A 12,606-nucleotide genomic window follows, 5' to 3' on the forward strand; every position below is an offset into this window, starting at 1 on the left:
GCTCAGTCGGTCAGGGGGCTCGTGCTGCCGCCCATGGCTTGCAGCCGCTCGATCAGCGGCCGCGCCTCGGGGCCGATGCGGTCGCAGGACAACGGATCGTCCAGAAGCGCGAAGGCCGGGCCGAAATACTGACGTTCATAGGCCGACGGGTCCAGGCCAAGCTGCGCCGCCAGCAGGTCTCCGGTGCCGGTCAGCAGCGTCCATTCGCCGTCGCTGATCGCATAGGCGGGACAGTTCGAGGTGATGACGTTGACCTGCGCCAGCTTGCGCGCCATCTCGTCGGCCTGGTTCCGGTCCAGACCCGACACATCCGGCAACGGCACCGCCATCCGGTCGCCCCCGGACGACATCTCGGCGGTGGCCAGCAGCAACGCGCCCGCCGCCACCGTCCCGATCATGATCCCGTCCCAAACGCGCATTCCGATTCCCGCCTGTCCACTTCACCCGCATCCGGCATCAGCCAGCCCCGACCCGCAAGCCAATTCACCGTGATCTTGACCGCGCGCCCGGGCGCGACTAACCCGACAGGGTGCAGAAAGAGGGTGCCCATGTCCGACAGCTATTCGCTTCTCATCCTGCCCGGCGACGGGATCGGCCCAGAGGTCATGACCGAAGTGGTCAAGGTCATCGACTGGTTTCAGGCCAATCGCGGCATGCGGTTCGAGATCGGTCACGATCTTGTGGGCGGCGCGGCCTATGACGCGCATGGCACCCCGCTGGCCGATGCCACGATGGCCCGCGCACAGCAGGCGGATGCGGTGCTGCTGGGTGCGGTCGGCGGACCGAAATACGATGATCTGGACTTCAGCGTGAAGCCCGAACGCGGCCTGTTGCGGCTGCGCAAGGAAATGGACCTGTTCGCCAATCTGCGTCCCGCCCAGTGTTTCGACGCGCTTGCCGATTTCTCGTCGCTGAAGCGCGAGGTGGTGGCCGGGCTGGACATCCTGATCGTGCGGGAACTGACTTCGGGCGTCTATTTCGGAGAGCCGCGCGGCATCCATGCCGACGACAACAATCCCGACAACGAGGGCGGCCGCGTGGGCATCAACACCCAGCGCTACACCAGCGGAGAGATCCGGCGGGTGGCGCGGGCGGCGTTCGAACTGGCGCGGAGGCGTGGCAACAAGGTCTGCTCGATGGAAAAGGCCAATGTCATGGAATCCGGCATCCTGTGGCGCGAAGAGGTCCAGTGGGTGCATGACCAGGAGTATCCCGATGTCGCGCTGTCGCATATGTATGCCGACAACGGCGCCATGCAGCTGGTCCGCAAGCCCCGGCAGTTCGACGTGATCGTGACCGACAACCTGTTCGGCGACATCCTGTCCGATGCGGCGGCGATGCTGACCGGGTCGCTGGGCATGCTGCCCTCGGCCAGTCTTGGCGCGCCGATGGCCAATGGCAGGCCCAAGGCGCTGTACGAGCCCGTGCACGGGTCGGCACCCGACATTGCGGGGCAGGGCATGGCCAACCCGATCGCCTGCATCCTCAGCTTTGCGATGGCGCTGCGCTATTCCTTCGATCAGGGCGATGCGGCGGCCCAGCTTGAACGCGCGGTCGAGCGGGTGCTGGCCGACGGTGTCCGAACCGCCGATCTGATGGGACCCGAGGGCGGCACGCCGGTGACGACCAGCGAGATGGGCGACCAGATCGTCGCGGCGCTGTCGGCGGGCTGATCCGCGCGTCTTTCGTTTTTTCCGCATTGTTCAGGACGCGCATCCTTCGGGGTGCGCGTTTCTCTTTGCACGACAGGATTTTCGGTGCGGGCACACGGGGGTTGACTTGTAATCCGTCTATAGGCATCCATATACCATCCACACGGATGGAGAAGTAAGCCATGAGCAATGTCAGAACCCTGCGCGACAAGGCGCCCGACAGCGAAAAGATCACGCTGAATCTTGGCTATGTCGATCTTGGTCGGATCGATCTGCTGGTCCAGGAAGGATTCTATTCCAACCGCAGCGACTTCATCCGCACCGCGATCCGCAACCTGCTCGACAATCACGGCGAGGTCGTCACCCGGTCGATCGAGCGGCACACGATGGAGCTTGGCCTGCGCGACTATGGCCGGGCCGAGTTGCAGGCCCTGCGCGATGCCGGAGAGGTCCTGCACGTCAAGGTCGTGGGGCTTGCGCGGATCGCCCCGGACGTGACCCCCGAGCTGGCCCGGGCCACGATCGGTTCCATCACCGTGCTGGGCGCGTTGCAGGCCAGCAAGGAACTGCGCGAGGCGCTGGCCGACCGTATTCACTGAATTCCCCTTTCGAAGGACCTGTCTGATGAAAAGCTTCAACGCCGACGCGCTGCGTCGGGCGATCGGCCCTGCGCGTCTTGCAGCCGCCAACGATCTGGTGCGCGAAACGCTGACCCGCCACGGGCTCATGACCGCGGGGGCTACGCCCGCCGCGATGCCGGCTGGCCTGCCTGCGGGCCTGCACCTGCCCGGCCTTGCCGGAGCGGGCCCCGGTGCCGCCCCGCCCGCTCCGTTGCCTGACGGCGCCAGCTTCGAAGCCGCGCGCTTCGCCGGCGAGGCCGGAGGCCGCGACTATCTGACCTATGTGCCGGCCAGCGCCTCGGACGGGGTGCAGGGGCTGGTGCTGATGTTGCACGGCTGCACCCAGACCCATGCCGATTTCGCCACCGGCACAGGCATGAACGCGCTGGCCGAGACGCATCGGCTGGTGATCGTCTATCCCCAGCAGTCGCGCGGCGAGAACGCGCAATCCTGCTGGAACTGGTTCAGCCCAGGCGACCAGCGCCGCGGTCGCGGAGAGCCGGCGATCCTGGCCGGCCTGGCCCGCCAGGTCGCGCAGGCGCACGGCGTGCCGCCGCAGCGGACCTTCGTGGCAGGGCTGTCGGCGGGGGCGGCGATGGCGGTGATCCTGGGGCGGACACACGGCGACGTCTTTGCCGCGGTGGGCGCCCATTCGGGCCTGCCCCACGGTGCGGCGCGCGACGTGGCTTCGGCCTTTGCGGCAATGTCGGCCACTGGCACGGGAACCGAGCACCGCGCGCCGCGGCCGGACGGCCACGCCGCGCGGATGATCCTGTTTCATGGCGATGCCGATCACACCGTGCATCCCGCAAACAGCGACCGGATCGCGGCGGATCTGCTGAATCATGCGCCGGCGCAGACGCTGATCGCGCGGGAGGATGGCAAGCGCAACGGCCGCGGCTTTACCCGCGAGACGACGACCACGACCGACGGCGCGCCGTTGCTGGAACGCTGGACGGTCAAGGGGCTGGGCCATGCCTGGTCAGGGGGCCGGCCGGGCGGATCCTACGCCGATCCCGCCGGCCCGGACGCCAGTGCCGAGATGGTGCGGTTCTTCCTTGAACACCCGGCACGCGAGGGCTGAGATGACCCAGATGACACTGACCTTCGATGCGGTGGACGAGGCGATGCCCGGACCGGCCTGGAAACGCCGCTGGGACAGGTCCTGGCCGGCCTACGAGGCGTGGTTCATCGCGCGTGGTGGCGACGGCGGCCCTTCGCGTGCCGCGTGCAGGGCCGCCCTGCGCGACCATATGCCAGAGTTGCTGCCGGTCCATGACCGGCTGGTGGTGCTGGCCGGCGGATCGGACCGGGCGGCGCGGTTCCTGTCCACCTGGAACCCGCCACCCTATCTGGGCGGCTGCTCGCTGGCGGCGATGTCGGATGGCCGGGATGTCCGGCTGGTACGGAACTACGACCTGTCGCCCGACCTGAACGAGGGCTTGCTGCTGCGCTCGGCCTGGACGGGGCGGCCGGTGATGGGCATGATCGAGTTCCTGTGGGGGCTTTCCGACGGCATCAACGAGGCCGGGCTCAGCGTGGCGCTGGCCTATGGCGGGCGATCGCAGACGGCGCCGGGTTTCGGCATCACCACGCTGCTGCGCTATGTGCTGGAGGTCTGCGACGACGTGGCCCAGGCGGTCGAGGTGCTGTCGCGCGTGCCCTCTCACATGGCCTACAACGTCGTGCTGGCCGATGCCGGGGGGCGGACAGCCAGCCTGGAGCTGCAACCGGGCGGCGGGGCGGTGGTCATGCCCGTGGCCATCGCGACCAATCACCAGATCGGCCCGCATCCCGAGGATCGCCCGGAATTCACCCGGACGCATCAGCGGTTCCGCCATCTTTCCGAACTGCCCGCCGCGCCCGGCGGGTTGCTGGACGCGTTCCTGCGCCCGCCCTTGTGGCAGGATCGCCATGCCGAGGGCTTCGGGACGTTGTTCACCGCCTGCTATGATCCCGTTTCCCGCAGCATGTGCCTCGCATGGCCCGACCAGCGCTGGGACCAGTCCCTGTCGGACTTTACCGAAGGGCAGCGCGTGATCGGCTATGGACGGGCGCGGGCGGCCGAGCATGTGCGGGCATCTCCGCCCGCGCCGCTACCGGACTGGACTGACTGGGTGGCGGTGACGCGCCACTATGCCGGGGCGTATCTGCGCGTCCGGACGGGCTGTGTTCCGCATGGCTGACGGCGCGGGATCGCGGGCGGGCGTCTCGCGCTCGACAACCATTCGGTCGGCATTCTATAGAATTGCGGACGAACCGCCGGCACAGCCGCCGGCGAAAGGCGAGAAACGTGCAGATGCCGGGATCACTGGTTCCCGACATCCGCAACAGGATAGTGCAAAGCGGAATTCATGGACCTTTACGTGACGACGGCGCGCAATATCGCGTCCAGGGAATTCCTTCATCAATTCGCCGGCTTGTTTGCGACGAACAGCCAGAACGGTCGCGACATCTGTCCGCTGGCACAAGAAGGTCAGACATGAATACAAGCGCCGAAGCGCCCTCGCTTGTCGTGGTCGGGGGCTCCAACTCTCTGCTGAAGAACGGCTGGGTGGACAAGCTGAAGCAGGTCCATCCCCAGCCCGAGCGGGTCGTGAATCTCAGCATCGGGGCGGCGACTTCGGCTATGGGTCTGTATCGGCTGCTGACCTGCGCCGAGATGCCCGACAATCCGGTCGTCCTTTGGGAATACGCGCTGAACGAGGCCAATTACTTCGCGCACCGGCAACCCGCCAAGGTGCTGATCTATCACACGCAGTGGCTGCTGGAGGCCTGTGCGCGCCGTGGTCTGCGCGTGTTGCCCGTCATCCTTTACAACAAGGCCGAGGCCACCGGGGCCGAGCGGCACCGATATCGTGATTTCCTGGCCGGGACATTCGAGACCTACGGGCTGACGCCGGTCGATGCCGGACAGCTTTGGCGCGCCGAGTTCGGCGATCTTCCGGTCGATCGGCTTTATGCGGACAACCCGCATTATTCGGTCGAGACCGGGTTTCCGCTGGCGCTGGCCCGCGCGGTGCTGCGGCAGGCGCGGCTGGCCACGGTGCCGTCGTGCGGACACGAGGACGGGCTCCGGTTTGCCGGCAAGGATCTGCGGATCGTGTTTCCCGATTCCGGTATCCCGGAGCCCTTCGCCAACCGCATCCTCAGTTGCGACATCTTTTCGATGGGAGCAGATCTGCATTTCAGCCTGACAGGCCGGCTTCTGGCCTGCTTCCTGATCGCCTCGCGCGCCGAGCCCGCGATCACGTTCCGGTCCGGCCGCGCCCAGAAGGGCCCCTATTCGGCGCAGATCAGCGCCAGGGGCACGGGACCGGCGCGCCAGTTGAAGCATCTGCTGCTGTGGTCGCCCAAGGATCCGCCGCTGGCCTCGCATGGCGACCTGTTCCTGTCGCCCCAACCCGCCTTCGGCGCCTCGCCAGTGGTCCAGCATACCATGGCCTGGAACGCGTCTGCGGATGGCGAAGCCGTCGGAACCGGCGGGCTGATCGGTCTGCTGGCCGAGATCGACATCTGACGCGACGCGCCCGGCGATTCGCCCGATTCGGTCAGGCAAGCGGCCCGTCGCGCCGATTTCCGCCCGGATTTGCGGCATCCGGCGCACCCTGTGCCGCCGTTGCCAGCGGCACTACCACTCGGCCGCGGTTTCGCTTATAGCGGCGTCCAGTTGCGAACCCCTGTGGCGGGTCGCCCCAGGGGGCGGCGTGGTGCAGGCCGGATCCCGCGGCCAGACGACAGGCAAAGCCGGATGAATTCCGGGATACAGGACCGAAAACCGGCTATGACGACAAGCAAAGATCAGCCTGGGCAGGCGCAGAAATCGGACCTTTACGCGCGGTTTCTGGAACTGGTCAACCGGGGCGGCGCGACGGATGTGGCGGATTTCCGCGAAGCCCTGCTGAGCCAGCGCCATCAGCCGCATCGGATAGGCTTTCAGCGCAAGAACCTGAAGACCGCCTTTTCGGCCAACCTGCCGCGGCTGTTTCCGAATCTGATCGCCGTGGACGAAAAGGGCATCGACGGCGACGCCCCGGTGCTGATGTACGGGGCGATCCTTGACGATCTGTCGAAGTCGCATGACAGCACTCGCAACCTGCTGCCGCATGTGCGCCGGAAGGATCCGGTGTTCTTCTTCGAGATGGGCTTTCTGGCCTCGACCACCAGCTGGTCCGAGGCGCTGGCCTCGCGCGATCCGAAACAGGCCTGCCTGGGTTATATCTTCGACGACCGCGCCCAGTATTACATGTCGGATTACGAAACCCGGCTGGACGAAAAGCTGAACGGCGATTTCAGCCTGACCGACGAACAGCGCGCGCGGGCCGAACGGGTCATGCGCCGGATCGTCGAGGCGCGGATCTCGAAATACAATTCGCAGCCTTTCTATCGTCCGGTCGTCTCGTCGGGCTACGCGCGTCGTGTTCTGGTGGTCGATCAGAACTTCTCGGATGCCTCGACCTTCTACGGGCGCGCGACCGACCGTGACTTCAAGGCGATGCTGGCGGCGGCCGTGGCCGAGAACCCGGATGCCGAGATCCTGGTCAAGACCCATCCCGACCTGAACTGGGTCAAGGGCGGCACCCGGCACGGCTATTTCGACGCGATGGCGTCGCAGGGGCGCGTGCGCATCCTGCGCGACAGCGTCAACCCGTTCGAGCTGTTCGATCTTGTGGACAAGGTCTATGTCGGCACCAGCGGCATGGGGTTCGAGGCACTGCTGGCCGGCAAGCAGGTCGTCTGCTTCGGCGCGCCCTGCTATGCGGGCTGGGGCCTGACCGATGACCGCGCAAGAGTGCCGCATCGGCACCGCAAGCGCGACCTGGCCGAGCTGTTTCACGCCTTCTACATCTGGTACACGATCTATCACCTGCCCGAGGGCGAGACGCCCGCGCAGATCGAGGATGTGCTGGACTTCATCGAGGCCTACCGGCCCGTGCGCCCCATCCCCGATGAGGCGCCCGCCGATCCCGACGTGTCGATCGTGATCCCGGTCCATGGCGTCGAACGCTATGTTGCCGAATGCCTCAGCTCGATCCAGCGCCAGACGCTGCAGAATTTCGAGGTCATCCTGATCGACGACGTCAGCCCCGACCGGTCGGCCGAGGTGATCGAGGGCTATATCGCACGCGACAAGCGGTTCCGGCTGATCCGGCGCAGCGAGAATGTCGGCCCGGGCTTTGCGCGCAACCAGGGGATCGATCTGGCGCGCGGGCGCTTTGTCCTGTTCATCGACCCCGACGACTACATGCCCGATCCCGGCCATCTGCAGCGCGTGGTGGCGATGGCAGACGAGGACGCGGCCGACATGGTGCGCTATCGCAAGCGCCATGAGCAGATCGAGGACCAGGACGGCGCGGTGCTGGAGATGCGGCCCGACACCACCGAGACGTTCTTTCCCGACGAGATCCGCCGCACCTCGCTGGCCGCGCATCATGCGATTGCCCATTCGCGGCATTTCTGGAACTGGCTTTACCGGCGCGATTTCCTGAACCGCAACCAGATCCGCTTTCTGACCACCTATCGCGAGGAGCGGGCTTTCCTGCTGCAGGCCTACATGGCCGATCCGGTGATCTCGCTCTGCGACAGCGATGGCGTCGTGTACCGGATCCGGTCGGATTCCGCGGTCAGGCGCGCGCAGACCATGGCGGATGTCCAGGATCAGCTGCAGAATTTCGATCTGGTTGTCCGGCATCTGCGCGAGCACGGCGCGCTGGACCCGGACTCGCCGCACTGGTGGCTGGCGCGCTTCCAGGTCTCGCAATTCCTGCACTACCTGTATTTCGGCTTTGCCTGGAAAACCGCGCTCGCCGAGGGCGCCGAGAATGTCTTCATCGACCGGCTTGCCGCCACGCTGGACCTGGCGGGACTTGGCCCGCAGGACCTGATCAGGGATCCGTCGCAGCTTTCTGAGCGCCACCAGCGCGCGGACGCCTATGGTCTGCTGCTGACCGCGACGCGGCTGCGGCGGCGCGAGGACATCGAGCGTGCGCATGCGCTGGCGCCCATCTCCGCCGCCAGGCTCTATCGCGAATATCTGCGCAAGCCCGAAAACGAGGCGCAGCGCGATTTCCAGCAGGCGCTGAACGCCTATGCCCGCAACGAGCGGGTGACGCCGCCGGAAACGCCGCGCGAGACGCCCAGGAAGCTGCCGCGCATGATCGTGCATCTTGGCGCGACCAAGACAGGCAGCACCGTGTTGCAGCATCTGCTGGAGGACAACCGCCCCGAACTGCTGCGCAACGGGGTCTGGTATCCCGAGGTCGGCCTGTTCTGGCAGGCCGACCGGCCGCACAAGCAGGCCGGTCACGCGCGCTTCATCGGCGAGGCCGCCGAGCAGCGCCAGGTCCTGCGCCAGCATCTGATGAACGGGCTGTCGCTGATGAAGGGACACGTCCACACCATCGTGCTGTCTTCCGAGGCTTTTTTCCTGAACCGCGAGTCCCTGGCGCTGGCCGAGTATTTCAAGGATTTCGCTCTTGAGATGGTGGTCTATCTGCGGCGACAGGACGAGTGGGCGAACTCGCAATACTGCGAATTCGTCGCGGGCGGGGCGATCAGTTCGACATCGTCAAGCTTTTCCGCGTGGCTCGACAGTCCGACCACGAAGGAACTGCTGGACTATGACGGGCTGCTGCGGGGATGGGAACAGCATCTGCCGCGCAAGGCGATCCATGTCCGCCGCTATCTGCGCGGGCGCGATCACGACTGGAACATCATCGAGGATTTCGCCGAGGTGACGGGGCTTCCCCTGATCGCGCAGCTGCCTCCTCCCGATCGGAAAAAGACCAACGAGGCGCGTGTCTCGGCCGCTCATGTCGAGCTGATCCGTCAGTTCAACAAGCGGCCCTTTCGCGACAAGCAGGCCTATCTGAACTTCATCGAGACCGTCACCTCGGGCCTGATCGCGTGGCGCCAGCGGAACAAGCTGCCGATGTCGGCGCCCTGGTTCCTGTCCGATGCGCTGGCCGATACCATCATGGATGAGGCGGCCTCTGGCAATGGCCGCATCGCCAAGGCGTATTTCGGGCTTAAGGCGGAGGATCTGTTCCCCGAGCGCGCCGTGCCGCCGCCGCCCTGTCCGGTCTATCTGGACGAGTTCGAACTGGCCGAAGCCGCCTATGCCGCGCGTAACCTGCGCCGCAACCAACGGCCTGGCGCGATCGTCAACTATGGCCCGTTCGGCTGGCGGTTGTGGTCGTCTGTCCCGTTGCTGGCGATGACCTATCGCCGCCGGGGCCGTGCCGATCTGGCCGCAAGCCTGGTCGCGAATCCGGCCGCCTTCGCGCGCGAACACTGGGCCGGACGGCATCCCAGATTGCGCTGGCTGGCCTATTCCACGTCAAGCCCGCTGGGGCCGCGCGGAATGTTGCCGCGGGTCTGGCTGCCGTTGCTGAAACCGGTTGTGCGCTGGCGGGGTGGCGAGGCGGCCGCTCAGCGACTGCAGTCCGCGCCGGTCGTTTTCGTCAGAAACATGCGCAATCCGATCGCGCGGCTGGCCGGACGGCTGATGTTCCCGATGGGCGAAAAAACCTGAACGCCGGAAAGCCTCGCGAGGAGAGGGCTGGATGACTGAAGCAGGCGATGGCCGCCGGATCGTGACCCTCGAGGTTCCCGAGGCCTGGTTCAGGGACCCCGATGACGGCGAACGCCACCGGCTTTTCTACAGTTCGCTTCTGGCCGCGCTGGCCGATCTGGACGTGCTGCTGGACCCGGTGTGGCTGCCGCGCGGGGCCGAACGTGCGCCGCGTCCCGACGGGGCGGGGGATGTCACGATCAGCTTTCATTCCTACGGCGCGGGCGGCGATATCCTGCGCTGCAAGGAAGGCTATATCCCGCCCTTCTACACCATGGACGGCATGGGCTATGCGTGTTTTTCGGAACTGGCCAGCCACCCTGACAGGCATGCCGACGCGATAAGCCGGCAGGATCCCGACCGCGCGGCGGCGTTCGTGCAGGCGCTGGCGCAGGATCTGCGGCAGGGGAACCGGTCGAAATATCGCCAGCCCGATCACCGGGACCATGCCCAGACCGGCTATCTGTTCGTTCCCCTGCAGGTCGAGAACGACTCGGTCGCCCAGGGTCTGTGGCTGGACACGCGGCGGGCCATGCATTGCCTGGTCGAGGCAGCGGCCGCGCGCGGTTTGCCCGTGATCCTGAAGCGGCATCCGCGCTGCAAGAGCCGGTCGGTGTCGCGGATGCTGGCCGAGCTTGCCCGGCGGCCGGGCGTGTCGGTCTCGACCGGATCGGTCCATTCGCTGATCGCGGATGCCCGGCTGGTCGTCGGCGCGAATTCCGGCGTCCTGTTCGAGGCGCTGATCCAGGGCAAGCCGGTCATCAGCTACGCCGCCTCGGATTTCGGGCCGGCAACGCAACAGGTCCGCAGTTACGCCGCACTGGCAGAGGCGATCGCCGCGCCTGCCCTCCCCGATGCCCGGTTCCGGGACCGGTTCCTGTTCTGGTATCTGACCGAATACTGCGTGCGTGCCGACGACGTTGCCGCCATCCGGCGCAGGATCGGCGCCGTTCTGGATGGCAGCGCGCCGGCACAAGGCAGCGGCCGCAACCGGGCCTACCGGTTGCGGCTCTATGCCTATTCGCTGGCCGATCGTCTGAGGAAGCGCCTGTTCTGAGGGCCTGCCCCGAACGACACGGCACGGTCGCGCCTCCCACGATCGCGGCTTCTGGCGAATCCGCATTGACAAGCAGGGGCGACGGCATTGTGTTTGCGGTAACGCGGAAGGAGCGGGGACGATATGGGCGCGAACAATCCTCGCGGAGCGGCACTGGCCTTGCTGGCGATGGGGCTTTACGCGACCCATGACGTCATCATCAAGACGCTGGGGGCGACCTATCCGGCGATGCAGATCCTGTTCTTTGCGTCGCTCATGTCCTTTCCCCTCGTCTCGATCGTGCTGATGCGCGACCCGACCCACGGCACGCTGCGTCCCGTCCATGCCGGCTGGGTCGCGCTTCGGTCGGTGTGCAATGTGCTGGCCGGGATCTGCGGTTTCTATGCGTTCTCGACGCTGCCGCTGGCGCAGGTCTATGCGATCCTGTTCGCGGCGCCGCTTGTGGTCACCGTTCTGTCGATACCGATCCTGCACGAACGTGTCGGCGTCCATCGCTGGGGCGCGGTCGTGATCGGGCTGATCGGGGTTCTGATCGTGCTGCGTCCCGGAACGCAGGCGCTGGCGCTGGGTCACGCCGCTGCGCTTGTGGCGGCCATCGGCAGCGCCACCGCCTCGGTGATCGCGCGCAAGCTGGGTACGGGCGAACGGCCGCTTGTCCTGCTGATGTGGCCGATGCTCGGCAATTTCGTGATAACGGGTGGATCTCTGGGTCTGGCCTATCAGCCGATGCCGTTGGCCGATCTCGCGCTGACCGGCGCCATCGCCGCGCTGGGGCTGCTTGCGGGGTTCCTGCTGATCATGGCATATCGCGCCGGCGAGGCAGCCCTGGTCGCGCCCATGCAGTATTCACAGATCCTCTGGGCCACCGCCTATGGCTGGTTCGTGTTTGGCGAGCGCGTCGACAACCCGACCCTGCTTGGCGCGACCGTCATCATCGCCTCGGGCATCTATATCGTCTGGCGCGAGGGCAGCGGGGGCAATTCGGCCAATCGCCCGGTGCTGACCGCCCGGCTGCGCGCCGATACGGTGACAGCGCCGAAATCCTCGATCCTGCAAAGATTGTGGCAGCCGCGGGACTGAAGACGCTTGCATTCCGCCTCGACCCGGGCTACCTGCCCCACCTACGGTCGGAGCGTAGCGCAGCCTGGTAGCGCACCTGCTTCGGGAGCAGGGGGTCGGAGGTTCGAATCCTCTCGCTCCGACCAGTTCCCACCTCAAAAGAGGCAATCTCGGTTGCACGCTGAGATTTCGCCGCCCCGTTTTCACATGATAGTCCCAAGCCTGAGAGGCGGTTCCATGTGGTCTGAGCCGCCACCCTCTGGATTGCCACGATAATCTTCCTTTCCGGCCGCCGGTGAAAACCTTCTCGTGTCGCGGCGATAGGGTTGTCGCGCGCCGGAAGCGGTCGTTTGGATCTGTCCTCGGCAACGACGTGCGACGCATCTCGGGCACGCGGCCAAAGCGCCTCGGGCCGGCCATCCGCCGCGCGCGCGGATCTGGCGCGTCCGCGGCGCCATCTTGCCCCGATCGGCTTCCGGTGATTTTTCTGCACTGCGGCGGTTGCAATGCTGCGGTGCAGCATTATATGATGGGTCAGAGCGAACACGACACATGATCCCCCGGAAGGAGATTTCCCATGGCCAAGCCGAACACCAAAGCCGCCCTCGACGACATCCAGAGCCTGTTCAACCCCAAGGGTGGCCA

Annotated in this window: 10 protein-coding genes and 1 tRNA gene; 10 read left to right on the plus strand and 1 reads right to left on the minus strand. The window is 66.3% G+C overall.

Annotated elements, in window-relative coordinates:
* Positions 1-2: 2 nt before the first annotated feature.
* On the minus strand, positions 3-419 hold the full coding sequence (locus L1965_RS12070; protein WP_235756695.1) for a hypothetical protein: 417 nt from the start codon (positions 417-419) through the stop codon (positions 3-5).
* A gap of 129 nt (positions 420-548) precedes the next feature.
* Between L1965_RS12070 and leuB the strand changes: the two genes are divergently transcribed.
* The 10 genes from leuB to L1965_RS12115 all read left to right on the plus strand — a co-directional run bounded on the left by leuB (position 549) and on the right by L1965_RS12115 (position 12,107).
* Complete coding sequence (gene leuB / locus L1965_RS12075; protein ID WP_235756696.1) at positions 549-1,673, plus strand: 3-isopropylmalate dehydrogenase; 1,125 nt, start codon at positions 549-551, stop codon at positions 1,671-1,673.
* 161 nt (positions 1,674-1,834) lie between these two features.
* The gene (locus L1965_RS12080) at positions 1,835-2,251 is read left to right on the plus strand and encodes a ribbon-helix-helix domain-containing protein (protein WP_235756697.1); all 417 of its coding nucleotides are present in this window, start codon (positions 1,835-1,837) and stop codon (positions 2,249-2,251) included.
* 25 nt (positions 2,252-2,276) lie between these two features.
* Positions 2,277-3,356: an extracellular catalytic domain type 1 short-chain-length polyhydroxyalkanoate depolymerase gene (locus L1965_RS12085; protein WP_235756698.1), complete on the plus strand. Its 1,080-nt coding sequence runs from the start codon at positions 2,277-2,279 to the stop codon at positions 3,354-3,356.
* 1 nt (position 3,357) lies between these two features.
* Positions 3,358-4,458 (plus strand): C45 family autoproteolytic acyltransferase/hydrolase, encoded by a 1,101-nt coding sequence (locus L1965_RS12090; protein WP_235756699.1) that lies wholly within the window; start codon positions 3,358-3,360, stop codon positions 4,456-4,458.
* Positions 4,459-4,626: 168 nt separating this feature from the next.
* A complete protein-coding gene (locus L1965_RS16065; protein ID WP_277882968.1) occupies positions 4,627-4,758 on the plus strand; it encodes a hypothetical protein in 132 nt (43 codons plus the stop codon).
* Entirely contained in the window at positions 4,755-5,792 is a 1,038-nt protein-coding gene (locus L1965_RS12095; protein ID WP_235756700.1) for an SGNH/GDSL hydrolase family protein, read from the plus strand. The genes L1965_RS16065 and L1965_RS12095 overlap by 4 nt, the downstream gene beginning before the upstream one ends.
* 264 nt (positions 5,793-6,056) lie before the next feature.
* Positions 6,057-9,806, plus strand: a complete 3,750-nt coding sequence (locus L1965_RS12100; RefSeq protein WP_235756701.1) for a glycosyltransferase — start codon at positions 6,057-6,059, stop codon at positions 9,804-9,806.
* 31 nt (positions 9,807-9,837) lie between these two features.
* On the plus strand, positions 9,838-10,902 hold the full coding sequence (locus tag L1965_RS12105; protein ID WP_235756702.1) for a capsular polysaccharide export protein, LipB/KpsS family: 1,065 nt from the start codon (positions 9,838-9,840) through the stop codon (positions 10,900-10,902).
* Positions 10,903-11,025: 123 nt separating this feature from the next.
* Complete coding sequence (locus L1965_RS12110; RefSeq protein ID WP_235756703.1) at positions 11,026-11,982, plus strand: DMT family transporter; 957 nt, start codon at positions 11,026-11,028, stop codon at positions 11,980-11,982.
* Between the two features lie 48 nt (positions 11,983-12,030).
* A tRNA-Pro gene (locus L1965_RS12115) sits at positions 12,031-12,107 on the plus strand.
* The last annotated feature ends 499 nt before the right edge of the window (positions 12,108-12,606 follow it).

It is taken from the genome of Paracoccus salsus (genome assembly GCF_021556615.1).
GTDB classification, from domain to species: Bacteria; Pseudomonadota; Alphaproteobacteria; order Rhodobacterales; family Rhodobacteraceae; genus Paracoccus; species Paracoccus salsus.

What these genes read in the sequence shown, in the direction of transcription:
- L1965_RS12105 (WP_235756702.1), top strand. Translation starts at nt 9,838, where the DNA reads ATGACTGAAGCAGGCGATGGCCGCCGGATCGTGACCCTCGAGGTTCCC.
- L1965_RS12080 (WP_235756697.1), top strand. Translation starts at nt 1,835, where the DNA reads ATGAGCAATGTCAGAACCCTGCGCGACAAGGCGCCCGACAGCGAAAAG.
- L1965_RS12085 (WP_235756698.1), top strand. Translation starts at nt 2,277, where the DNA reads ATGAAAAGCTTCAACGCCGACGCGCTGCGTCGGGCGATCGGCCCTGCG.
- leuB (WP_235756696.1), top strand. Translation starts at nt 549, where the DNA reads ATGTCCGACAGCTATTCGCTTCTCATCCTGCCCGGCGACGGGATCGGC.
- L1965_RS12100 (WP_235756701.1), top strand. Translation starts at nt 6,057, where the DNA reads ATGACGACAAGCAAAGATCAGCCTGGGCAGGCGCAGAAATCGGACCTT.
- L1965_RS16065 (WP_277882968.1), top strand. Translation starts at nt 4,627, where the DNA reads ATGGACCTTTACGTGACGACGGCGCGCAATATCGCGTCCAGGGAATTC.
- L1965_RS12070 (WP_235756695.1), bottom strand. Translation starts at nt 419, where the DNA reads ATGCGCGTTTGGGACGGGATCATGATCGGGACGGTGGCGGCGGGCGCG.
- L1965_RS12110 (WP_235756703.1), top strand. Translation starts at nt 11,026, where the DNA reads ATGGGCGCGAACAATCCTCGCGGAGCGGCACTGGCCTTGCTGGCGATG.
- L1965_RS12090 (WP_235756699.1), top strand. Translation starts at nt 3,358, where the DNA reads ATGACCCAGATGACACTGACCTTCGATGCGGTGGACGAGGCGATGCCC.
- L1965_RS12095 (WP_235756700.1), top strand. Translation starts at nt 4,755, where the DNA reads ATGAATACAAGCGCCGAAGCGCCCTCGCTTGTCGTGGTCGGGGGCTCC.